Source organism: Arthrobacter sp. KBS0702, from assembly GCF_005937985.2.
Classification (GTDB): domain Bacteria; phylum Actinomycetota; class Actinomycetes; order Actinomycetales; family Micrococcaceae; genus Arthrobacter.
Window position 1 is genome coordinate 3134020 of record NZ_CP042172.1, and the last position, 21184, is coordinate 3155203.

22 protein-coding genes are annotated in these 21184 nt (G+C 69.1%); 10 read left to right on the forward strand and 12 right to left on the reverse strand.

The window, feature by feature from the left end; translation table 11 throughout:
* The first annotated feature begins 94 nt into the window (after positions 1-94).
* Complete coding sequence (locus tag FFF93_RS14475; protein WP_138768294.1) at positions 95-832, forward strand: FadR/GntR family transcriptional regulator; 738 nt, start codon at positions 95-97, stop codon at positions 830-832.
* Between the two features lie 82 nt (positions 833-914).
* Here FFF93_RS14475 and FFF93_RS14480 read toward each other — a convergent pair whose 3' ends face one another.
* Positions 915-1787: an NAD(P)-dependent oxidoreductase gene (locus FFF93_RS14480; protein WP_138768293.1), complete on the reverse strand. Its 873-nt coding sequence runs from the start codon at positions 1785-1787 to the stop codon at positions 915-917.
* A gap of 150 nt (positions 1788-1937) precedes the next feature.
* Between FFF93_RS14480 and FFF93_RS14485 the strand changes: the two genes are divergently transcribed.
* The 3 genes from FFF93_RS14485 to FFF93_RS14495 all read left to right on the forward strand — a co-directional run bounded on the left by FFF93_RS14485 (position 1938) and on the right by FFF93_RS14495 (position 3934).
* Positions 1938-2402: a universal stress protein gene (locus tag FFF93_RS14485; protein ID WP_138768292.1), complete on the forward strand. Its 465-nt coding sequence runs from the start codon at positions 1938-1940 to the stop codon at positions 2400-2402.
* Complete coding sequence (locus FFF93_RS14490) at positions 2399-3148, forward strand: SRPBCC family protein (RefSeq protein WP_222424624.1); 750 nt, start codon at positions 2399-2401, stop codon at positions 3146-3148. Before FFF93_RS14485 ends, FFF93_RS14490 begins: the two co-directional genes overlap by 4 nt.
* Positions 3149-3244: 96 nt before the next feature.
* A complete protein-coding gene (locus FFF93_RS14495; RefSeq protein WP_138768291.1) occupies positions 3245-3934 on the forward strand; it encodes a hypothetical protein in 690 nt (229 codons plus the stop codon).
* 27 nt (positions 3935-3961) lie between these two features.
* Here the strand turns inward: FFF93_RS14495 and FFF93_RS14500 are convergent, their stop codons facing one another.
* The 3 genes from FFF93_RS14500 to mgtA form a co-directional block, all read right to left on the reverse strand.
* Complete coding sequence (locus FFF93_RS14500) at positions 3962-4375, reverse strand: DUF302 domain-containing protein (RefSeq protein WP_138768290.1); 414 nt, start codon at positions 4373-4375, stop codon at positions 3962-3964.
* 3 nt (positions 4376-4378) lie between these two features.
* Positions 4379-5728 carry a phosphoribosyltransferase gene (locus FFF93_RS14505; protein WP_138768289.1) on the reverse strand — a complete coding sequence of 450 codons (1350 nt, stop codon included), beginning with the start codon at positions 5726-5728 and terminating at the stop codon, positions 4379-4381.
* A gap of 117 nt (positions 5729-5845) precedes the next feature.
* Entirely contained in the window at positions 5846-8593 is a 2748-nt protein-coding gene (mgtA, locus tag FFF93_RS14510) for a magnesium-translocating P-type ATPase (RefSeq protein ID WP_138768288.1), read from the reverse strand.
* Positions 8594-8849: 256 nt separating this feature from the next.
* Here mgtA and FFF93_RS14515 point away from each other — a divergent pair, with 256 nt between their 5' ends.
* On the forward strand, positions 8850-9584 hold the full coding sequence (locus FFF93_RS14515; protein ID WP_138768287.1) for a GAF and ANTAR domain-containing protein: 735 nt from the start codon (positions 8850-8852) through the stop codon (positions 9582-9584).
* Here FFF93_RS14515 and FFF93_RS14520 read toward each other — a convergent pair.
* Both FFF93_RS14520 and FFF93_RS14525 read right to left on the reverse strand, forming a co-directional pair.
* On the reverse strand, positions 9581-10324 hold the full coding sequence (locus FFF93_RS14520) for a triacylglycerol lipase (RefSeq protein ID WP_261375169.1): 744 nt from the start codon (positions 10322-10324) through the stop codon (positions 9581-9583). The two genes, FFF93_RS14515 and FFF93_RS14520, sit on opposite strands and share 4 nt — an antisense overlap.
* Positions 10321-11145: an alpha/beta fold hydrolase gene (locus FFF93_RS14525; RefSeq protein ID WP_261375170.1), complete on the reverse strand. Its 825-nt coding sequence runs from the start codon at positions 11143-11145 to the stop codon at positions 10321-10323. The genes FFF93_RS14520 and FFF93_RS14525 overlap by 4 nt, the downstream gene beginning before the upstream one ends.
* 205 nt (positions 11146-11350) lie before the next feature.
* Between FFF93_RS14525 and FFF93_RS14530 the strand changes: the two genes are divergently transcribed.
* Entirely contained in the window at positions 11351-11584 is a 234-nt protein-coding gene (locus tag FFF93_RS14530; RefSeq protein ID WP_138768286.1) for a hypothetical protein, read from the forward strand.
* 60 nt (positions 11585-11644) lie between these two features.
* Here the strand turns inward: FFF93_RS14530 and FFF93_RS14535 are convergent, their stop codons facing one another.
* Positions 11645-12058: a VOC family protein gene (locus FFF93_RS14535; RefSeq protein ID WP_138768285.1), complete on the reverse strand. Its 414-nt coding sequence runs from the start codon at positions 12056-12058 to the stop codon at positions 11645-11647.
* A 160-nt stretch (positions 12059-12218) separates the two neighbouring features.
* Positions 12219-12785 (reverse strand): type 1 glutamine amidotransferase domain-containing protein, encoded by a 567-nt coding sequence (locus tag FFF93_RS14540; RefSeq protein ID WP_138768284.1) that lies wholly within the window; start codon positions 12783-12785, stop codon positions 12219-12221.
* A gap of 230 nt (positions 12786-13015) precedes the next feature.
* On the opposite strand from FFF93_RS14540, the gene FFF93_RS14545 reads away from it, so the two are divergent.
* Positions 13016-13267 carry a DUF2630 family protein gene (locus FFF93_RS14545; protein ID WP_138768283.1) on the forward strand — a complete coding sequence of 84 codons (252 nt, stop codon included), beginning with the start codon at positions 13016-13018 and terminating at the stop codon, positions 13265-13267.
* Here the strand turns inward: FFF93_RS14545 and FFF93_RS14550 are convergent.
* From FFF93_RS14550 to FFF93_RS14565, 4 genes are all read right to left on the reverse strand, one after another.
* Entirely contained in the window at positions 13255-14007 is a 753-nt protein-coding gene (locus FFF93_RS14550) for an enoyl-CoA hydratase/isomerase family protein (RefSeq protein WP_222424625.1), read from the reverse strand. The genes FFF93_RS14545 and FFF93_RS14550 overlap by 13 nt on opposite strands.
* Positions 14008-14033: 26 nt before the next feature.
* Entirely contained in the window at positions 14034-15311 is a 1278-nt protein-coding gene (locus FFF93_RS14555) for a CaiB/BaiF CoA-transferase family protein (RefSeq protein WP_138768281.1), read from the reverse strand.
* On the reverse strand, positions 15308-16630 hold the full coding sequence (locus tag FFF93_RS14560) for an MFS transporter (RefSeq protein ID WP_222424626.1): 1323 nt from the start codon (positions 16628-16630) through the stop codon (positions 15308-15310). Before FFF93_RS14560 ends, FFF93_RS14555 begins: the two co-directional genes overlap by 4 nt.
* Before the next feature lie 82 nt (positions 16631-16712).
* A complete protein-coding gene (locus FFF93_RS14565; RefSeq protein WP_315851457.1) occupies positions 16713-17534 on the reverse strand; it encodes an Asp/Glu racemase in 822 nt (273 codons plus the stop codon).
* Between the two features lie 162 nt (positions 17535-17696).
* Between FFF93_RS14565 and FFF93_RS14570 the strand changes: the two genes are divergently transcribed.
* The 3 genes from FFF93_RS14570 (at position 17697) to FFF93_RS14580 (ending at position 21114) form a co-directional block, all read left to right on the forward strand.
* Positions 17697-18515, forward strand: coding sequence for an IclR family transcriptional regulator (locus FFF93_RS14570; RefSeq protein WP_138768279.1), 819 nt, complete (start codon positions 17697-17699; stop codon positions 18513-18515).
* Between the two features lie 47 nt (positions 18516-18562).
* Positions 18563-19534, forward strand: coding sequence for a CapA family protein (locus FFF93_RS14575; protein ID WP_138768278.1), 972 nt, complete (start codon positions 18563-18565; stop codon positions 19532-19534).
* A gap of 119 nt (positions 19535-19653) precedes the next feature.
* Entirely contained in the window at positions 19654-21114 is a 1461-nt protein-coding gene (locus FFF93_RS14580; protein WP_138768277.1) for a S8 family serine peptidase, read from the forward strand.
* The last annotated feature ends 70 nt before the right edge of the window (positions 21115-21184 follow it).

The window sequence follows — 21184 nt, forward strand, 5'->3', positions numbered from 1 at the left end:
ACCCGCGGATGCATCTTTACATCTGCTCTGGAGCGATCTTAGAGAAATAAAGCAGACTTAAACAACCCCTTGCGCCCACCCGTATGATTTATTCATGCAAACCCCAAAGGCGGAGTCTCCAGCTGACCTGCACTCCGTGCTGGTCCAGACCCTGGGGCTCGCCATTGCCGAGGGGAGCCTGGCGCCGCACTCCATCCTTCGCCTGGACGAGCTGGAGGCGCAGCACAGTGTGTCCCGTTCGGTCGTGCGGGAAGCAACCCGGGTGCTCGCATCCATGGGCATGCTGGAATCCCGACGCCGGCTGGGCACCGTGGTGCAGCCGGAGGAGTCCTGGAACCTTTATGACCCGCAGGTGATCCGGTGGCGGCTGGCCTCGTCCCGGCGGGTGGACCAGTTGCGCGCCCTGAACGAACTCCGCGGCGCGATCGAGCCGCAGGCTGCCCGGCTGGCTGCCGAACGGGCGTCCTGGGACACCGGCAGCGACCTCGTCTCGCAGGCCGCGCGGCTCTGGGCTGCAGGCCAGCGCGGCGACCAGGTCGCGTTCCTGCGGCTGGACATCGAGTTTCACGCCGCCGTCCTCCGGGCCTCCGGCAACCCGATGTTTTCCCAGCTCCACAACCTCGTCGCCGAGGTCCTGACCGGCCGGACCGAGCATGGCCTGATGCCCAATCTGCCGCAGCATGAGGCGCTCCAGCTGCACGTCGATGTCGCCAGCGCCATCCAGCGCGGCGAGATGGACGCCGCGCACGCGGCCATGCGAAGGATCGTGGAACAGTCCACCGAGGAAATCGGCGACATCTGGTCCAGCCACCACGAGCCCGAAGCCGGCTAGCCCACCACCACCACAACGCGGGGTCAGATGCGGCCCAAGTTGGACCGCTCGGTGGCGCCATGGACCCCGCGTTGCTGGGGGGTCAGTCCTCGGTGGGGGTGGTGCGTAGCGAGTGGTAGTTGCGCCAGCTGTGCTCCGGAGCGTAACCCAGGAGCCGCTTGGCCTTCTCGATCGAGAGCAGGGTCTCGTGCTCGCCGAGTTCCTTGACCACCTCGACGTTCGGGAACACCTCGGCGGCCAGCTCCCTGCTGGACCGGCTCATCACGGTATCCGCGTTTGCGACGATGAAGGCCTCGAAGCCGGGCTTGCCGTGCTCCAGCGCCCGGGCCACGGCCTGCGCGCCGTCGCGGCCGTCGATGTAGCCCCAGAGATTCCACTTGCGCAGCCGGGCATCGGCGTCGAAGGACGGGAACTCCTCGTAATCCTCCGGATCCATCACGTTGGAGAAGCGCATGCCGGTGATGCTCAGCGCCGGGTCCCAGCGGGTGAGCTGGATCGCCATCTGCTCTTCAAGGTGCTTGACCAGCGAGTAGGTGCTTTCGGGCCGGGCCGGGTAGTCCTCGTCCACGGGGAGGTAGGGAGGATCGACGTCGAACGGCAGGCCCAGCACCGTCTCACTGGAGGCGTAGACGATTTTCTTGATGCCGGCGCGGCGCGCTGCCTGGAACACGTTGTAGGTGGCCTGCATGTTGTTTTCGAACGTCGCCGCGTCAGGGGCGAGGCCGGGCGCCGGGATGGCGGCCAGGTGCACGATCGCGTCGAACCCGGCGTGCCGGTCATCCAGGCCCAGGATGACATCCACCACCTGCCCGTAGTCGCGCAGGTCCACCCGGGTGAATCCGGGCCCGCGCTCCCCCGTTTGATCCAGGTTGGTGACCTGGTGTCCGTCGTCTCCGAGCCTACGGACCACGTTCCTGCCGAGCTTTCCGCTTCCTCCGGTCACTGCAATTTTCATCAGGGTCTCCTCGGTGGTCGGGTGCCTGCCATCCCTCCACCCTAGAACGGTCGGCAGCCGCGGTGCACCCTGACGGCCGAGGGGGGCGCTGCGGGGCGCGGTGACCTTTGGCCCTAGGCACTGCCGGGGCGACCCGGAAAGGTGGGTGCCATGAGCGGAGATCAGCGGATTGTCGTGGGCGTGGACGGCTCCGAATTTTCAACGACGGCGCTCCGGCTCGCCGGGCGCATGGCCACCAGCCTGAACGCCCCGCTGGAGGTCGTCACGTGCCTGGGCACCTCGGATTTCTTCCTCGCTTCCCACCTGCCGGAGGAGCGCACGCCCTCCGCCGGTGAGCTCGAGGAGACGGCGAAGCGCCTCGTGGAGCAGTCCCTCGAGCGGGCCTTCGGGGACTCCCGCCCGGAGCGGCTCACCCGGCAGGTCAAATTCGGGCCACCAGCCAAGGTGCTGATCGATGAGAGCAAGGATGCCCAGCTGCTCGTCGTCGGCCGCCGCGGCCAGGGCGGCTTCCTCGCCCAGGTCATGGGCTCCGTCAGCGGCGCCTGCGCGGCCCACGCCCACTGCCCGGTCCTGGTGGTCGGCCAGGACGCCCCTGAAGGCCAGCCGGGCGAATGAGGACCGGCCGCAACGGCGGGGCCGCGCCCCGCGTGCAGCCACAGCCCGGATGGAAAGGCCCGCTCGCGGCGCTCGGCGCGGCGGCGGCGGCCGCGGGGTACGTCCTCGCCGTCCGGCCGCGGCTGCTCAACTGGGGAGCGACCGCGCAGGAAGCCGCCGGCCCCCTGGCCGGCGACGAACTGGTGCCCGCGCCGCGGCTGCAAAGCACGCGCGCGGTAAGCATCGCGGCGCCGCCGTCGGCGGTGTGGCCATGGCTGGTCCAGCTCGGGGCCGGACGCGGCGGCATGTACAGCTACGACGCCCTGGAGAACGCGGCCGGCCTCGGCATGCACAGCGCTGACCGGATCATCCCCGAGTTCCAGCAGCTGGCCGTGGGCGACCTCATTCCGCTGTCCCCCAGCGGCGGCATTCCGGTCCGCCGGCTCGAACCCGAAAGAGTGCTGGCCTTGGGCGGCACCATGGACCCGCGCACCGGGCAGGTGGCCGGGGACGGCGCCGGGATTGGACGGCGCGTGGCCGGTCCCCGGCTGGCGATTGGCTGGACGTTCGTGCTGCAGCCCCTCGGCGCCCGCAGCACCCGGTTGCTGGCGAGGACCCGGTATGACTACTCGCCCCTGGTGCTCGGCATTCCGCTGCGTGGCCTGCTCGAGCCGCTGCAGTTCCTGATGGAGCGCCGGATGCTCCTGGGCATCCGCGCCCGCGTCGAGCGCCGCCGTCCCCGCAGCAGGCGGCGCCGGGGACGCTGAGGGCGGGGGCTTTGTGCCCTACGGCGGCCCTCCCGGGCGTCATAGCCTGAATGAACAGAGCGGCGCGGCCGCCCGCCGGATTCCGGGAGGCCAACGGTGAAATCGGCAAAGACAAGCATTGTCGCAGGGATTGTCCTGATGACGGTCGGCGGGCTGTTGCTGCTGGACCTGCTCGGCATCTTCAAGGTTGCCGCGTTCCTGCCGCCGCTGATCTTCGCAGCGGTGGGTCTGGTGTTCGCATCCCTGTTCGTCCGCAGCCGGGAGAACTGGTGGGCGGCCATCCCCGGTTCGGTGTTCCTTGGCCTTGCCGCGGTCATCACCGCCACGCAGCTCTCCCCCGGCGACGGCGGCGGGGCATACCTGTTCCTGTTCATGGCGGCCGGATTCGCCGCGGTCTACGTGCGCGAGCGCGGCAACTGGTGGGCCCTGATCCCGTGCGGGGTGATGTTCACACTGGCTGTCATGGTGGCCCTTCCGCCGGGGCTGCCGGGCACCGCCGTGGCCGCCGTCCTGTTCCTGGGCCTTGCGGCCACGTTCGGCCTGCTGTCCCTGGTCCGGGTCCGGCTATCGGACGGAATTTCCGAACACACGGGCCGGATGAAATGGCCGCTGATTCCAGCCGCTGTCCTCGGCGTGCTGGGCGTGATTTTCGCCCTTCAGGCCACGGCGGTGCTCATTGCCCTGGACTTCGCCGTCCCGGCCGGCATGATCCTGGGCGGGATCGCCTTGCTGGTCTACGCCTACCGCGCACGCCGGGGCGGGCAGCACAAGGTGCACGGCGCCTAGGATCCAGCAGCGAATCCAGCAGCGCTCCTAGGAGTTGCCCGCCAACTGGGCCAGGGCCGCGCGGAGCCGGGCGCCGGCGTCGTCCGCCACCTCCCGGACACCCGGGCTGGCGCTGAGCTGCACCATTGTCTGCGGGTCGATCGCGTCCACCGTCGTTTCGGCCGCGCCCGGACCCCGGCGGACCACCACGTTGCAGGGCAGCAGGGCTCCCAGTTCCGGCTCGGCCGCCAGGGCACGGCTCGCCAGCTGCGGGTTGCAGGCCCCCAGGATCACGTAGTCGCCCACGGCCGCCGCCGCCTCCTCGCCGAGCTTCGCCGCAAAAGTGTCGCGGACGTTGATCTCGGAAAGGATTCCGAAGCCCTGGTCCGCGAGGGCGGCACGGGTCTTCTCCACCGCCTCGGCCCAGCTGAGCGGTACGGCGGTGCTATAGGTGTAGCTCATGGCTCACTCCTTGCGGGATGGTTCGGGCACGGGCAGCAGGTACTTGGCGAACCAGTCCCGGGCAAGAATGGCCGCCGCGGCCAGCGTCCCGGGTTCCTCAAACAGGTGGGTGGCGCCCTGGACGACGGCCAGCTGGTTGGGGCACCGCATCATGGCCTTGGCCTTGCGGTTCAGCTCCAGCACCTCGTAGTCGAAACTACCCACGATCAGCAACGTCGGCGCCCGGACGGCGGAGAGCCGCGGACCGGCCAGGTCGGGACGGCCGCCGCGGGATACGACGGCGGCGATCCTGGCGGAGGGTTCGGACGCGGACCACAGCGCCGCGCCCGCGCCGGTGCTCGCGCCGAAGTAGCCGACGGCGCTGGACGCGGTGTCCTCGCGGGTAGCCAGCCAGTCGGTGGCCGAGGACAGCCTGCGGGCGAGCAGTTCGATGTCGAAGACGTTCGCCCGGTTGCGCTCCTCCGCCGGTGTGAGCAGGTCCAGCAGCAGGGTGCCGAGGCCCGCGCGCTGGAGCACGCTGGCCACGAACCGGTTCCGCGGGCTGTGCCGGCTGCTGCCGCTGCCGTGGGCGAAAACCACCACGGCGCGGGCCGGCACCGGGAGGTGAAGCTGCCCCTGCAGCCGGACTCCCCGGGAGGGGATCTCCACCTCTTCGTCGAATTCCGCGAGGTCCGCGGTGGCCGTCGACGTTCCGCCCTTTGGCGGCGAATCCTTCAGCCGCCGGGCGGCGGCGTCGAGCAGCTGGATCACCTCGTCATCCTCGGTGGGCGAGAAGTCGCGGTAGTGATAGCCGACGGCGGAGAACTGCCGGGGTGTGGCGAGGCAGACCACTTCGTCGGGTTCACTCAGGGCCGCGAGCGTGTCGGCCGGAGCAACGGGCACGGCCAGGATTACCCGTGCGGCGCCCAGTTTCCGGGCAATGCGGCAGGCGACCCGGGCGGTGGAGCCGGTGGCGATCCCGTCGTCGACGATCACTGCGATGCGCCCGGTGAGGTCCTGGCGGGTGCGGCCCTTCCGGAACTGCGCGACACGGGTTTCGAGCACGGCGCGCTCGCGGTCTTCGACGGCCTGCAGTTCCGCATCGCTGACGCGGGCCTGCGCCAGCACGTGCTCCTCTAGGACCCGGGCGCCGCCCTCGCCGATCGCCCCCATGGCGAGCTCTGGCTGGTAGGGCAGCCCGAGCTTCCGAACCACGATCACGTCCAGGGGTGCGTCCAGCGCCGCGGCAACCTCGAACGCGACCGGAACCCCGCCGCGCGGTAGGCCCAGGACCACGATGTCCTTGCCGCGAAGGTCCGCCAGACGCCGCCCCAGCTGCCGCCCGGCATCAACCCTGTCTTCAAAAATGCTCATTGTCTTGGCTTTCCAGTCGGGCGCCGGCCGACGGGCCCATCCAGTGATGCGCTCCGCGGGCTGGGCATCGGAGCAGGCTGGGCATCGGAGCAGCTTGGCGCTTTCTCCCACTATCCGTCAGGAGTTCCGGGGATGTGAGGGCCCTTGTACCCGGTTTCGCTTGCCCCGGCCCGGCCTGCCACGGCGGGGCGCCAACGGCGCCCGGCGGGCGTGTGCCGTGGCGGCGGTCGTCGTGCTGAAGCGTGCCGCGCGCCGGGCCACGTGGTGGTCCTTGCCCCGGCGGCGGACCCGCGGCAGCACCGGCACCGCGGGCTGCTGGGCGGCACGGGAGAAGAACCACTGCTTGGCAATCTCCACCAGCACCAGGTACACCACGGTCATGCCCAGCAGAGCCAGGAAGAAGGGCACCGGCAACGGATCGAAGCCCAGCACACCGGCAAGCGGGGACAGCGGCAGGAACACCCCCAGGGCCACCACGCCCAGCGAGGCGCACAGCAGTCCGAGCGAGGGGCGGCTGCGGAGGAAGGGGACGCGGCGGGTCCGGATCGCGAAGATGATCAGCGTCTGGGTGGCGATCGACTCGATGAACCAGCCAGCCCGGAACTCCCCCGGGACAGCGTCGAAGACGAACAGCATCAGGGCGAAGGTCGCGAAGTCGAAGACCGAGCTGATGGGGCCAAAGAGGAACATGAAGCGCCGGATGAAAGAGATGTTCCAGTGAGCCGGGGCCAGCAGCTGTTCCTTGTCCACCCGGTCACCGGGGATGGCCAGCTGGCCGGTGTCGTAGAGCAGGTTGTTGAGCAGGATCTGTCCCGGCAGCATCGGCAGGAAGCTGAGCACCACCGACGCCGTCGCCGCGCTGAACATATTGCCGAAATTGCTGGAGGTTCCCATCAACACGTACTTGATGGTGTTGGCGAAGATCCGCCGGCCCTCCATGACGCCGTCGGCCAGCACCCCGAGGTCCTTGTCCAGCAGCACGACGTCGGCGGCGTCCTTGGCGACGTCGGTGGCGCTGTCCACGGAGATGCCGATGTCGGCCTGGTGCAGCGCGAGCGCGTCGTTGACGCCGTCGCCCATGAACCCGACAGCGCCGCCGCTCTGACGCAGCAGCCGGATGATCCGGGCCTTCTGCTCCGGGGAGACGCGGGCGAAGATGCTGGCCTCGCGGGCGGCGGCGCTCAGTTCCGGGTCGGACATGGCCTCCGCCTCGGCCCCGGTGATGGTCCCGCCGGAGAGCACGCCGAGTTCGTCGCAGACCCGCTCGGCGACCTTGGCGTTGTCCCCGGTGGCGATCTTGACCGTGATGCCCAGCGCTTCCAGCCGGTCCAGGGACTCCCGCGCGTTGGCCTTGGGCTTGTCGAGGAAGACCAGGAAACCGGCCAGTTCCAGGTCCTTCTCGTCCGCCGGCGACATGTCCTCCATTCCGGCCGCGTCCCGGGTCGCCACAGCCACCACCCGGGAGCCCGCGTCGAACTGTTCGTCCAGCAGGGCCTGCACCGCCGCCGGCGTGGCGCCGCACAGCGCCAGCACGTCCTCCGGTGAGCCCTTGGTGATGATCCGGGCGGGGGCGCCGGCGTCGCGGACCAGGACACTGGTCCGCCGGCGCTGGTGGTCGAAATCGATCACGTCGAGCCGTTCGAAGCGTGCGGGCTCGAAGGCCGCGGCGTCCGGGGACTCCCAGAGCGCGGCGTCCAGCGGGTTCTGCCCGACCACCGACCGCTTTGCCTCGGTGTAATCGGCTTCGGTGGCGAGCAGCCCCAGCGTGAACAGCTGGTCCGCGGACACGCCGCCGTCCACCGGCAGGGCGGCGGTGAAGCTGATCCGCCCCTCCGTCAGGGTCCCGGTTTTGTCCGTGACCAGGATGTCCATGTCGCCGAGGTCCTCGATGCAGACCAGCCGTTTGACCAGCACCTTGCGTTTGGCCAGCTGCCGGGTGCCCGTGGCGAGGCTGGTGCTGACCACGGCGGGCAGCAGCTGCGGGGTGATCCCGACGGCGATCGCCAGGGAGAACAGCAGCGATTCGATCAACGGGCGCTGGAGCAGCAGGTTGGCGACGAAGATAAGCGAGGTCAAGCCGATGGCCACCTGCAGCAGCAGGAAGGAGAATCGCTTGAGCCCGAGCTGGAATTCGGTCTGCGGCTGACGCTCGCCCAGGCCGAGCGCGATTCGGCCGAATTCCGCCCGGCCGCCGGTCGCCACCACCACCCCGGTGCAGCTGCCGGCCTGGATCACGGTCCCCATGAAAAGGCAGGATGTCAGGTCGCCCAGCGCGGCGCCGCCGGCCACCGGGGCCGGATTCTTGGCGACCGGCAGCGACTCCCCGGTCAGGATGCTTTCGTCGCACAGCAGGTCCTTGACGGTCAGTAGCCGCAGGTCGGCCGGGATGATGGCGCCGAGTCCCAGCTGCACGACGTCGCCGGGCACTAGGGCGGTCACGTTCACCTCGCTGGCGGTCCCGTCACGGAGCACGACGGCGGTGTGCGTGACACGCGAATGGAGCGCCTCGGCGGCCCGTTCGGCCCGGAATTCGTTGCTGAATCCCAGGCCCACACTGACGAGCAGGATCACGCCGATCACAATCGAGTTGGTGGCGTCCCCCAGGAAGAGCGAGAGCCCGGCCGTGATGAGCAGCAGGATCAGGATGGGGCTGCGAAACTGCCGGCCCAGCACCGACCAGCCGCTTGCCTCGTGGGTGCGGACCGCGTTCGGCCCCAGTGTGGCAAGCCGCTCCTCGGCCTCCGCCTGCGACAGCCCTCCCGCGGACGAACCCACCCGGGCAAGCACCGTGGCCGCCTCGGTGCGGGCGGCATCGGCGATGGTCAGGGGCGGGGAGGCAGACTCCCTGGTGTCGAGCTGTGGCATACAGATTCCGTCCGGCTACCTCAAGGTACCGCTAAGACTACGTCGGCGGCCCCCGGGAGTCATTTGCGCGGGTGAAGTGCAGATGAAACGCCGGCAAAGTCCTGTATATAATCTCTTTTCGGTACGGTTTAGCAGAAGGCCGTTGGATAGTTCTTCGATCCGGCTTCGCTGCCGCTACCACCGCCCTCCTTCCCTGCTGTGGTGCGTCGCGCCTGGCCGGTTCGATTCGATTCGAGCGAAACGGCATCAAGGAATAGTGGTAAGCGAGTCAACCGCAACATTGATCAACCAGCACCTGCATCAGCTGGTATTGAACAGCACCGACGTCGAGGAATTCCTCGGCGAGTTAGCCCGGGTTTCGGCGCGCAGCCTGTCCGAGCCCGGCGACGAGGTCCTGTGTGGGATCACGCTGCTCCGGCAGCGGAAGGCAGCCACCGTGGCCAGCAGCAGCGCAGCGGCGCAGGCCATGGACGAGATCCAGTACGGCTTCAGCGACGGCCCCTGCGTGACGGCTTCCCGGGAACAGGTCACGGTACACATTGCCGATCTGGACGGTGATTCGCGGTGGCCGCAGTGCGCCGCCAGGGTGCGGGAACACGGCATGCGCTCCATCCTCGCCGTTCCCTTCCTGCTCGACGGCGAAACCCGGGCCGCACTCAATCTGTATTCGCACCGGCCGCACCGCTTCGACGAACGGGCACAGCAGCTGGCCAGCATCTTCGTGAGCCAGACGACCATGGCACTCGGGCTGGCCGTGCGGTTCGCGCACTTCAGCGAAACCGCGGTCAACCTGAAGGCGACGCTGGAAACCCGCACCGCGATCGACGTCGCGATCGGCATCATCATGGCGCAGAACCGCTGCAGCCAGGCCGAGGCGTTCGAGCTGCTCAAGACCGCCTCCAGCACCCGCAACGTCAAGCTGCACACCGTCGCCTCGGCGATCGTTGATGCCTTGGGCCAGGGTCCGGCGCGGACCCACTTCGAGGACTAGCCTTCCGGGCCGGCCATCGGGGCGGACGGCAGGGGTGCTGGCGGCAGGGCCGCCGGGGGGCGCGGGTGGGGCGCGGCCGCTTCCGCCAGGACGGTGCGGATGGTGTCCTGGTGGGCGAGAATCCGGAAGTGGCCGCCCGTGTCCAGCAGCACGTTCCGCGCGCCGGGCAGCACACTGCCCTCCGGGATGTGCGGGTCGAAGAGCCCATAGACGGACGTAATCCGCTCGTTGACCCGTTGTTCGCGGGAGAGCTGGACGGTGACCGCACTACGCGGCGACAGGGCCCGCAGGCTCGGCAGGAGCATGTAGCCCGCGTACCGGGACCCTGAGAACGGGGAACCAACAGCGACCATCCGGCTGATCCGCCGCTCCGGGTCCAGCGACATCATCGCGTATTTACCGATCAGTCCGCCCTTGCTGTGCGCGATAATCAGGGTGTCCCGCATGTCCCGTGCGCGGAGGTAATCGGCAATCAGGGCCGCCGCTTTCGGGACGGCGATCCGGTTGTGTTGCAGCACCGTCACAACGTGTACCGGGTGCCCGGCCCCGTGCAGTTCCCGGATCAGCGGCAGCATAAAGCGCCAGTCTTCGAAGATGCCGGGGATGACGACGACCGGGCGGCCGGCGCCGCTGAGGAACTCGTCGGCGCTCACCCGGGACGCCGCGCTGCGCAGCTGCCGGCCGACGGCGTAGGCGTAGTCCTGGGCCCACCAGACGGCGATCTGGAACGCCTTGCTCAAGCGGTGAACCCCCGGGCTGCTCCGCTTCCGGCGGCCGGGGAGCCGGCAAAGGCGAGGATTGAGTCGGCGACCTGGACGGCGCGGTTGTGCTGGACCACGTGCCCGGTCCCCTCGATTTCAAGGAACATTGCGGTGGCTGCGCGGGCGGCCAGCCGGCGGCACCAGTCCGCCGGCGCAACGGGGTCGTTTGCGCCCCGCAGCACGAGAACGGGCGCCCTGACGCCGGCGATCTCCTCCTCGATGGGGTAGTCCATCATGACGCGCAGGTTCTTGAGGTACCAGCTCGGCCCGCAGCGGAGATAGTCGGTGAAGACCAGGGCGTTGGAGGACGGGCTCTCGAAGAACAAGCAGTCGCGGCCTAGCGCCAGGGCCTGCTGCGCCACGGTGCGCCGCCGGTCGTTGACCACCGGGCCCATCAGCACCACATGCGGGATCCGTGACGGCTGCTGCCGGGCCGCTTCGACCGCGAACTGGGTGCCCATTGAGTGGCCGACGATTACGAACTCCAGCACGCCAAGCTGCTCGAGGGCGCCGAGGATATAGGTGGCATGCTCCGCCACGCTGAGGGTGCGCTCCGGCCTGGGGGTGGCGCCGAAGCCCGGCAGGTCGATCGAGAAAGTGTCCACCGAGTCGGCCAGCAGTCCGTGCAGCCGCTGCAGGTAACGGTGCGAGGCGCCGATCCCGTGGATCAGGACTACGGCGGGTGCCGCCGTCGGGCCGCCCGGCGGTCGGGAGGCGAAGACGTGGCCCAGGTGCCCTGCGGCCTCGACCTCGATGCGCACGGGCCTGCTCATGGTGGTCTCGTTTCTGTTCAGCGCCACTGGTCAGCGTCTAGTAAGCATACTGACAACCCCGGCGCCCGTTTCGACGGTTCCCTGCCGCCTCGACGCGTTGCAGCGGCGTGTGCGCAGGGAACCGTCGAACCGGCGACGCCGAATGGGCCGCCTGTACGCCGGCGCGGCGCCCCCTGTACCTTGGATGGAACATCCGGGGCGGACGTCCCGCTGGCCAGCATCGGAGGAACGCATGAGCAACAAACCGACCGAACCCGAAGACATCGTGAGCGACGGGGTGGCGGAGGCCGGCAAGCCCGTTCCCCGCGACGGCGGCCGCGCTGGCGGCGCCGCGAGGGCGTCGGAAGCCGCCGAAGGCCACGCCCCCGGCGAAGGCGACGCGCACAAGGTGCCCGGGCCGGCCGAGGAACAAGACGAGAAGACGGCCGACGACCGCGGCCTCACCACCGACACCAGTCCCGACTAGTCCCCCGGCGCGGCACAGGCCGGGCACCCTCATCTGGGGGCGCCCGGCCTGTGGAGGTTGCTAGCCGGCGGCGGGGGCGATGTTGACCAGCCAGTCCACCCCGAACTTGTCCTTGCACATGCCGAAGGTGTCGCCCCACGGGGCCTTCTCCAGCGGCATGGTCACGGTGCCGCCCTCGGACAGTTTGTCCCAGTAGCCGCGGAGCTCGGCCTCGTCGGTGCCGCTGAGGGACACCGAGAAGTTGTTGCCGGGGGTGTAGTCCATGCTGTTGGGGGTGTCGGCGCCCATCAGCACCAGCCCCTTTTCGCCAGTCAACATGGCGTGCATGATCTTGTCCTGCTCGGCAGGGTCCTCACTCGCCTGGAACTCGGCGAAGGTGCTCATGTTCAGCTCCCCGCCGAACACGGAATGATAGAAGGTCATGGCATCCTTCGCGTTGTCGCGGAAGCCAAGGTAGGGGTTGAGCGTGGTCATATCCGGGACTCCTTGATGGCTGGTGACGGCGGCGGAGCAGTCGGACGGTGGTCACCGCTCCGGCGCGGCTTACAGGGCATATCCTGCCCGAAATCGGGCACACTTCATAGGCCCTGCCGCGGCCCGGTGCCGCCTGGCGGCGCCGGGCGGTGACGCCCGCCTAGGCCGTCTGGCCGGCGTGCTCGCCCTCGGCGATTTCTTCCAGCAGCTTGCTGTTGAATGCCGGCAGGTCGTCCGGGTTCCGGCTGGTCACGAGCCCCTGGTCCACGACCACTTCCTCGTCGGTCCAGTGGGCGCCGGCGTTCTTCAGGTCGGTCTGGAGCGTGTGGTACGAGGTCAGGTTCCGTCCGCTGACGACGCCGGCGTCGATCAGCAGCCAGGGGCCGTGGCAGATCGAGGCCACCGGTTTGTGCTGTTCGAAGAAACCGCGGACGAAGTTCTGGGCTCCCTTGTGGACCCGGAGATGGTCAGCGTTCACGACGCCGCCCGGAATCACCAGGGCGTGAAAGTCCGAGGCGCTGGCCTGGTCCACCGTGAGGTCGACGTCGAATGTCTCGCCCTTTTCGGTGCCGTCGTAGCCCTGCAGCTTTCCGCTCTTGGGCGCTACGAGGGTGGGTTCGCCGCCGGCATCCTTGACCGCGTTCCATGGGCTGGTCAGCTCGACCTGCTCGACGCCGTCCGTCAGCAGAAACGCGACCTTCTTGCCTGCAATAGTGTGCTCCGACATGTGTCCTCCTCTAGCCAGCGCGAGGGGCCGTCGGCTGTCCGGCCGAACACGTCCCACGCGGAGAGATTGGTGCCTTACAGACTCAACTCTAAAAAGCCGAAAAATAATAAGCAAGCTGACAATCTTCCGGGATGGGGCCGTTCCACCCCTCACCCTCTGGTCAGCGCGAAGGAGCGTGATTACGCTGGCGGTTACCCACAGTGCTTCAGGAATGCAGGAAGTAGGCCACCATGGACGAACGGGACATCCTCCAGCGCATCACCTCGCTGGTGGAGGAGGAACGAGAGCTCCGCGAACGGGCAGAGTCCGCAAGCGCCGGCCACGACCATGTCCCCGACCGGCTCCGGCTCCGGCAGCTTGAGGAGGACCTCGATCAGTGCTGGGACCTGCTGCGGCAACGGCGAGCGAAGAGGCAATACGGCGAGAACCCGGACGATGCGGAGGCTCGGCCCGTCACGCAGGTGGAGGGCTACAACGGCTGAGCCGGGTGGCTCTTGCGGTGCAGGAACGCCCCGACCCGCCAGCCAAACTCGGCCGCGTCCGTCGCCGGGCCCACGGGCAAGTCGCGGGCGGGCTGGGACAGCGGTCCGAGGCCGGTGTCCACCGCGGCTTTGGCGGCCCGGAGCGAGGCCGCGGAGAGCCGCTCCCAGAGCGCGAGCAGCTCAGCAAGCTCAGGCTCGGCCTCGTGGTCCGCCACGCAGGAGCTGACCAGGCCCATGGCGTGTGCTTCCGGCGCCCGCAGCAGGGTGCCCCGGTAGAACAGGTCCTTGGTGCGGGAAGGCCCGATCCGCAGGCTGATCCTGTTCGCGAATGACGGCGGGACCAGGATTCCGAGGCGGGCGATCGGCATGCCGATTCGGGCCGACTCGGCCATCAGTTGCAGGTCGCAGGCCAAGGCCAACTGGCAGCCCGCCCCGGTCGCGGCACCCTCGACGAGGGCCACGGTCGGCATCGGCAGGGCCTCGACCGCCTGCAGGGCCCACTCGATCGTGGCGAAGATCTCCTGCACGTCCCCTGCGGCGGAGTGTTCCCATTCCCGCAGGTCCGAGCCCGAGCAGAAGGTGCCGCCGCGGCCACGGATAACGACGGCGCGCACCTCCTGTGCCGCCAGGGATTGGGCGGCTTCCCCGAGTGAGCGCCATTCGGCCGCCCCCATCGCGTTGAAGCGCTCCCCGCTTCCCAGCATGATGGTGGCCACTTGCCCCGAGTATTCAACGGACACGGCTTCCATGGTCTGCTGCCCTGCCATCACTGGACCGCCCCCACGCGCCGGAGCCCGGCGATCGAAGACTCATCCAGGCCAAGACTGGCCAGGACTTCGTCGGTGTGCTGGCCCAGCAGCGGTGGCGCCGTGCGCACGGACGCCGGGGTGCGTGTGAGGCGCACCGGGCAGCCCACCACCTTCATCGGCCCCGCTGTGGGGTGGTCCAGTTCGGCCACCATGCCCCGGGCCCGGACCTGCGGGTCGGCCAGGGCCTGGTCTACGGTGTGGATCGGCCCCACGGGGACGCCGGCGTCGTCCAGGATCCGCACCCAGTCCTCGGCGCTGCGCGTGCGCAGGACCGACTCAATCCGGGGAATCAGGGTGTCCCGGTGCGCCACCCGGGAGGGGTTGGTGGCGTAGTCCGGGTCGGCTGCGAGACCCTCGTCGCCGAGCGCCGCGGCAAAGCGCCGCCACAGCCCGTCGTTGCCGACGGCGACCATGACGAAGCCGTCCGAGGTGGGGAACGCCTGGTACGGGGCGATCGTCGGATGGGCCGAGCCGTAGCGTTTGGGGACCTCGCCGCTGGCGAAGTATCCGCTGGAGACGTAGGTCAGCCAGGAGACGGATCCGTCGAGCAGGCTGATGTCCACCCACTGTCCGGTCCCCGTGCGCTGCTTCTCATGCAGCGCGGCAAGCACACCGATGGTCGCCCACATTCCGGCAACGAGGTCGGCACTGCTGACCCCTACCCGCACCGGAGGCCCGTCCGGCTCCCCGGTGACGCTCATGATGCCGCTACGCGCCTGGGCGATCGCGTCGTACCCCGGCCGGAGGGCGTCCGGCCCCGTCTGGCCGTAGCCGCTGATCGAGGCGTAGACCAGTCCGGGGTTGTCCCGCGAGAGCTCTTCGTACCCAAGACCGAGCCGCGCCGCCGTGCCGGGCCGGAAGTTCTCGACCAGCACATCCGCCTTCAGGGCCAGGCGCCTGACCGCGGCCAGGCCCTCTGGTGACTTGAGGTCGACCGCGAGGCTGCGCTTGTTCCGGTTCACGGAGAGGAAATAGGCGGCTTCCTCGCCCTGGAACGGCGGCCCCCACTGCCGCGTGTCGTCCCCTTGTCCGGGCTGTTCGATCTTGATGACGTCGGCCCCGAGGTCCGCCAGGGTCATGGTGGCGAAGGGTCCCGAGAGGATCCGGCTTAGGTCGAGGACCAGCAGGTCCTTGAGCGGTCCGGCCACGCCGGCCGGGTCCGCCGGCTGCGGCGCCGCCAGGGGCTCGGCGCCTGCCGTTCGGTCAGGGGCGATGCCCGCGTGCGTCAGGCTCATACAGTTGCTTCCGTCTTGAGCTCAGGGCTTTCTTCGAAGCGGTGGGCAGCCTTCGGCAGGAAGATCAGGGCCAGCATGGCGATGGCGCAGCAGGCGATAATGTACAGTGCGATCGCGGTCGAATTGCCGTACTGGGCCAGCAGCGCGGCGGCGATCAGCGGCGCGGGGCCGCCGGCCACGACGCTCGCCAGCTGGTACCCCAGGCCGGCGCCGGTGTAACGGATGTCCGCGTCGAAGCTCTCCGCGATGAGCGCCGCCTGCGGTCCGTACTGGATGTCGTGCAGGATCAGGCTCACGACGATCGCCACACCCACGATGAAGGGCTCGCGGGTGTCCAGCATCGCGAAGTACGGGAACGCGAAGAGGGCCGTCAGCACGATGCCCACGCCGTACACCTTGCGCCGACCGAACTTGTCGGAGAGCCAGCCGAAGAGCGGCACGCTCACCAGGCCCAGGGCGGCCGCGATCAACGTGTCGTCCAGGATCGAGTTGCTGTTCAGCTGCAGGTGCTTGACGGCGTAGGTGATCACGAAGGTGATGAAGAGGTAGAAGGGCGCCTGCTCGGACATGCGGACCAGGGCAGAGAGCAGGATTTCCTTGGGCTGGCGCTTGATGACCTCGATCAGCGGGTTCCGGACAATCTTGTTGGACTTGCGGACGGCCTCGAACTCGGGGCTCTCGATCACACGCAGGCGGACGAAGAGGCCCACGCCGATCAGCAGGATGCTGATGATGAACGGGATACGCCAGCCGAAGGAGGCAAAGCCTTCCGTGCCCGTGATTCCGGAGGTGATGCGGACAACGCCGGTCGAGAGGACCAGGCCGAGCGGCACGCCGATTTGCGGCCAGCTGGCGGAGAAGCCCCGGCGTCCCTTGTGGCCCCACTCCATGCTCAGCAGCACCGAGCCACCCCACTCGCCGCCGACGCCGATGCCCTGGATGATCCGGAGCAGCGTCAGCAGGATCGGGGCCGCGACGCCGATTGCCTGGTAGGTGGGCAGGAAGCCGATCAGCACAGTGCCGAAGGCCATCAGGAACAGGGTGACCATCAGGGTGGTCTTGCGGCCGATGCGGTCCCCGTAATGGCCGAAGATTGCCGCGCCGACAGGCCGGGCCACGAAGCCCACGAACTGGGTGCCGAAGGCGAAGAGAACGCCGGCGAAGGCGTTCTGGCCGGGGAAGAACAGCTGCGGGAAGACCAGGGCGGCCGCCGTGCCGTAGAGGAAGAAGTCGTACCACTCGATGGTGGTGCCTACGACGCTGGCAACGGTCGCGCGGCGTGCCGCCTGCTCCCGGGTCACTGCTTGGGTTGTCATCATCACTCCGTTGTATTGATGTTGAGGGCTCGCGCCCTTATGGATCGCGCCCTTATGGACGGCGCCGTGGTGGCGCGGTGGAAGGTCAGGCAGGAACCGGGACGCCGGTGCGCACGTCGCCGGCCAGCAGGCGTCCGGCGCCGCGCATCGCCGGCGTGTGTCCCAGGGCGTTGAGGATCTCGAAGGTGGTGGCTGTTGCTGCCGTGATGACGGGCACGCCGAGTGCGTCCTCGACTGTCTGCACGGCGGCCAGCGACGGCATCTGAACGCAGGCGGACAGGACGACGGCGTCCACGCCCTCCGTGTTGAGCCGGCGCGCGATGCCCGGCAGGGCGAGCGGATCGAGCCGGCCCACTTCGAGGTTGTCGGCCACCGAGAGGCCGATCACGTCCTGCACGGTGATGCCCGCGCCCTCGATGTAGTCGCTGACGGTTTTGGTCAGCTCCGGCAGGTAGGGAGTCACCATTGCCACCCGGCGCGCGCCCAGGTGTTGAAGGGTGCGCACCAAGGCGCCGGCGCTGCTGGTGACAGCCGCCGGGTGGCCGTTGGCCTCGGCGGCCTGCGCGATGATCTCCTCGGAGCCGGCGTGGGCCCCCGGGCCCTGGGCCATCACCGCGACCAGGCAGGCATAGGCGATGACGTCGACGTCGGCGTCGGAGACGGACGTGGCGCAGTCCGCCGCCTTGGCCACCATGGCGGCAAGCTCGGCCGGCGTCACGTTCTTCAGGGCCGCCCGGGCCGAGTGGAAGGTGTACCGGTGGCCTGTCGCTTCGCTCTGCCGGCGGAAGAGTTCCGGAAGCTCTGTTTCCATCGTGCTGTTCGAGCTGGGAACGATCAGCCCGATCCTGGACGGGCCGGCGGCCAGTCGCACCGTACTTGATTGCTCCACGCCCCGCGGTGTGCTCACAGTCTGTCTCCAAGTCGTTGTTCGAGTGCATCAAATCCCACATTGTGAGGCCGTGACCCATCCTGCGGGAAATGTTAGTCTGATGTCAATACCCTCAAAGGACCCTCCGCCACGGCGCCCGTCGCATGGCGGGGTCCGCCCCGAACAAAGGAAAACCGCGCGTTGGCAAGAGAACAGGGCACCGGATCGACCCCGCTGCTCGTGCTGGGCAAGGTGACGGAAATCCTTAACTGCTTCTCGCTCGAGGAGCCGGACCCGACCCTGGCGCAGATCGCGCGCCAGACGGGCCTGCCCACCAGCACCTGCCAGCGGCTCGTGCAGAACATGGTCCGCGAGGGCTTCCTGGACCGCGACGGCGACCGCTACCGAATCGGACTGCGCCTGGTCCAATGGGCCAGCCCTGGCACCTTCGGGCTGGACATCGTGCGCATCGTGCGTCCGATCCTGCAGCAGTTGCGTGACGACACCGGGGAAACGGCCTGCCTCTATATCCGGGACGGAGCCTTCCGCACCGTCGTCGCCGTCGCGGAGACCCGCCACGTGGTGATGCGCCCGTTCCGCGTCGGGCAGGTGATGCCGATCCATGCCGGGGCGCCGGGCAAGATCTTCCTCGCTTTCGACCCCGGAGCGCGGGAGGCGCTTGCCGGCATGGAGCTGACGCGCTTCACACCGAACACCCCCGCCAGTTGGGACGTGCTGGACGAGCAAGTCGAGCAGGCGCGCAGTCAGGGTTTCTACGCGGCGTTCGGTGAGCGGAACAGCGACGTGGGCTCGATCAGCGCGCCGGTCTTTGACCACACCGGCGAGCTCGCCGGGGTCCTCGGACTGGGCTTCCCTACGCAGCGGGTGACGGTTGCCGACGTCGGACGCCTGGGTCCCGCAGTGTCGGAGGCGGCCAAGGCCGCCTCGGTCGCACTGGGGCACCACACCGCCGCGGCGCCGCCCAAGGCCGGCCGGTCGCGCGGGGCCGCCACACGCTGACCCGCCGCAGCTTCCCCTTCCCCTGACGGGCGGCGCATGCTGGTGGCATGCAGATCGCGTTCGTGGGCGACGTCATGCTCGGCCGGCTCGTGAACGAGCGGCTGAAGACCGCGGGCCCGGCCTATCCCTGGGGTGACACCCTGCCCGTCCTCCGGCGGGCGGATCTGAGGATCGCCAATCTGGAGTGCGTGGTGTCTGACGGCGGGGCACCCGAACCGGGTAAAGTCTTCACGTTCCGTACCGATGCCAAGAACGTGCACAGCCTCCTCGCCGCCCGGCTGGACGTGGTGTCGCTGGCCAACAATCACGTGCTCGATTACGGGCCGGACGCACTGCGGGAAATGCTGCCGGCGCTGGACCGGCACGGGATACTCCACGCGGGCGCGGGTACGGACCGGGACACGGCCCGCCGGCCGGCCGTGCTCAGGGTGGGAGCTGACGCCGTCGGGTTCGTGGCGTTCACGGACAACCAGCCGGACTGGGAGGCGGAGGCCGGCTCGCCCGGCGTCCACTACGTCCCGGCGACCGCCACCGGGGAGCGCGTCGAGGAGCTCCTGGCGCTGGTCCGGCGGACCGCGTCACGGGTCCAGTTGCTCATCGTGTCTGCGCACTGGGGCGGCAACTGGGGATCCGCTGCCCCGGCCGAGCACCGGGCCCTGGCGCGGCGGCTGGTGGATGCTGGCGCAGACGTCGTGTTCGGGCATTCGCCGCACATCGTCCGCGGCATCGAGGTGTACCGGGGGCGGCCCGTCATCTACGGTGCGGGGGACTTCGTCGATGACTACGCCGTGGATCCGGAGGAACGCAACGACCGGTCCTTCATCTTCGTCCTGGAGACCGACGGCGGGACGCCGCAGCGGCTCCGGATGTTCCCCACAGTCATCGCAGACTTCCAGGCCAGGCTGGCGGGGCGCAGTGCCCGGGATATCGCCGCCCGGATGCAGCGGCTGTGTGCGGAACTGGGCACCGCCGGCGGGTGGGATGGCGCCGGCGGCTACCTCGAGATTCCGCTGGCGTAACCCCTGCCCGGTCCGGATTCTCGCCGCAGCTTCCGTTTGCCCCCTGATTTTTCCGCGCCGCAGGCCTACCATGATGGTCGGGGGGCACTCGAAAGCGTCAACGCTTATTGGAGGCCACGATGTTCACCACTGTCCGCAAATTCTTCCCGCGCCCGCAGAAAACACTCGTGGCTGCAGGCTGGCGGCGCCCCCGGCCCGGTGCCTCCTCTCCCCCGCCGGACAGCACACGGCCGTTGCGCTTCCTGGCCGCGTCGGCCGCCCTCGTGCTGGCCACGGGCGGCGGGCTGGCCGCCGCCGCCCCGGCGGCCGCCGCCGGGCCGGCACAGAGCTACATTGTCGTGCTGAAGGACACCGCCGGCGACCCGGGGGCTGTGGCCGCTGCGCACCAGGGCAAGTTCGGCGTCACGGCGTCGAAGGTCTACCGGGACGCGGTGAACGGCTACGCCGGCACCATGACGGCGGCCCAGGCCAGCAGCCTGGCGGCCGACCCTAGCGTCGACTTCGTCACGCTCGGCCGGCACTTCGACAAGCCGCTGGAGCCCAAAGCACCCAATACCGAGGTGGCGCCGTTCTGGTGGCTGCGGATCGGGGGCAACCTGGAAGACGCCCGGGAAGGCGCAAACCGGCGGGCCAGCAAGGACGACGGCGGTTCCGGCGTCAACGTGGCGGTCATTGACAGCGGCATCGACGGCAGCCACCCGGACCTCAATGTGCGGGGCGGGGTGGACTGCACCTCAGGCGAACCGGTCAAAGTGACGCCCATTGACGTGATGGGCCACGGGACGGCAGTGGCAGGCGTCATCGGGGCCCGCAACAACGGCTCCGGCATCATCGGTACGGCGCCGGGAACCGCACTCTGGTCTGTCCGGGTGGTGTCCGACTTCGGTTCCATCACCGAGGCGAGCCTGATCTGCGCCATTGACTGGGTTACCTCGACCCGGCGGGACAAGGACAAGACCAATGACATCGACGTCGCCAACATCAGCATCGCCGGGCCCGGTTCCAACACGCCCAACTGCGGCAAGGGAACGGACCCCATCCACTACGCGATCTGCCGCTCGGTCCGGGCCGGCGTGGCGTACGCGGTTGCGGCCGGAAACGCGGCGTCGGACGTCGCCGGAACGATTCCCGCGGCGTACCACGAGGTGGTGACGGCCACCGCCATGGCGGATTTCGACGGGCACCCCGGCGGGCTCGCGCCCAGTATCTGCGGCCGTGACGACTGGAGCGCCATCGGCCAACGGGACGACCAGCCGGCGTTCTTCTCCAACTACGCAGTCAACATCAAGGACCAGCGGCACACCGTGGCGGCGCCGGGCGTGTGCATCCTGTCCACGGCCCCCGGCGGCTACAGCGTCAGCCACGGCACCAGCTTTGCGAGTCCCGCAGTGGCGGGCGCGATGGCCCAGTGCATCAAGCACAAGGCCTGCCGCGGTTCCGGCGCCGACGTCAGCGAGCAGTTCCTCGATCTCGCCGAGTCCTACAACAAGCGGCACCACGACTTCGGCTTCGCCGGAGATCCGCTGCGGCCGGCGGGCGCGAAGTACTACGGCTACCTGACCACGATCACCCAGTTCTAGGTCCGCGGGGTCCAATCCCAAGAAAAGTTAAACGTGCACTTTCTAGGCTGGGTGTGACGGCAAGTCACTG

What these genes read in the sequence shown, in the direction of transcription:
- FFF93_RS14535 (WP_138768285.1), bottom strand. Translation starts at nt 12,058, where the DNA reads ATGACCACGCTCAACCCCTACCTTGGCTTCCGCGACAACGCGAAGGAT.
- FFF93_RS14575 (WP_138768278.1), top strand. Translation starts at nt 18,563, where the DNA reads ATGCAGATCGCGTTCGTGGGCGACGTCATGCTCGGCCGGCTCGTGAAC.
- FFF93_RS14500 (WP_138768290.1), bottom strand. Translation starts at nt 4,375, where the DNA reads ATGAGCTACACCTATAGCACCGCCGTACCGCTCAGCTGGGCCGAGGCG.
- FFF93_RS14480 (WP_138768293.1), bottom strand. Translation starts at nt 1,787, where the DNA reads ATGAAAATTGCAGTGACCGGAGGAAGCGGAAAGCTCGGCAGGAACGTG.
- FFF93_RS14490 (WP_222424624.1), top strand. Translation starts at nt 2,399, where the DNA reads ATGAGGACCGGCCGCAACGGCGGGGCCGCGCCCCGCGTGCAGCCACAG.
- FFF93_RS14560 (WP_222424626.1), bottom strand. Translation starts at nt 16,630, where the DNA reads ATGATGACAACCCAAGCAGTGACCCGGGAGCAGGCGGCACGCCGCGCG.
- FFF93_RS14530 (WP_138768286.1), top strand. Translation starts at nt 11,351, where the DNA reads ATGAGCAACAAACCGACCGAACCCGAAGACATCGTGAGCGACGGGGTG.
- mgtA (WP_138768288.1), bottom strand. Translation starts at nt 8,593, where the DNA reads ATGCCACAGCTCGACACCAGGGAGTCTGCCTCCCCGCCCCTGACCATC.
- FFF93_RS14555 (WP_138768281.1), bottom strand. Translation starts at nt 15,311, where the DNA reads ATGAGCCTGACGCACGCGGGCATCGCCCCTGACCGAACGGCAGGCGCC.
- FFF93_RS14580 (WP_138768277.1), top strand. Translation starts at nt 19,654, where the DNA reads ATGTTCACCACTGTCCGCAAATTCTTCCCGCGCCCGCAGAAAACACTC.
- FFF93_RS14545 (WP_138768283.1), top strand. Translation starts at nt 13,016, where the DNA reads ATGGACGAACGGGACATCCTCCAGCGCATCACCTCGCTGGTGGAGGAG.
- FFF93_RS14505 (WP_138768289.1), bottom strand. Translation starts at nt 5,728, where the DNA reads ATGAGCATTTTTGAAGACAGGGTTGATGCCGGGCGGCAGCTGGGGCGG.
- FFF93_RS14475 (WP_138768294.1), top strand. Translation starts at nt 95, where the DNA reads ATGCAAACCCCAAAGGCGGAGTCTCCAGCTGACCTGCACTCCGTGCTG.
- FFF93_RS14485 (WP_138768292.1), top strand. Translation starts at nt 1,938, where the DNA reads ATGAGCGGAGATCAGCGGATTGTCGTGGGCGTGGACGGCTCCGAATTT.
- FFF93_RS14540 (WP_138768284.1), bottom strand. Translation starts at nt 12,785, where the DNA reads ATGTCGGAGCACACTATTGCAGGCAAGAAGGTCGCGTTTCTGCTGACG.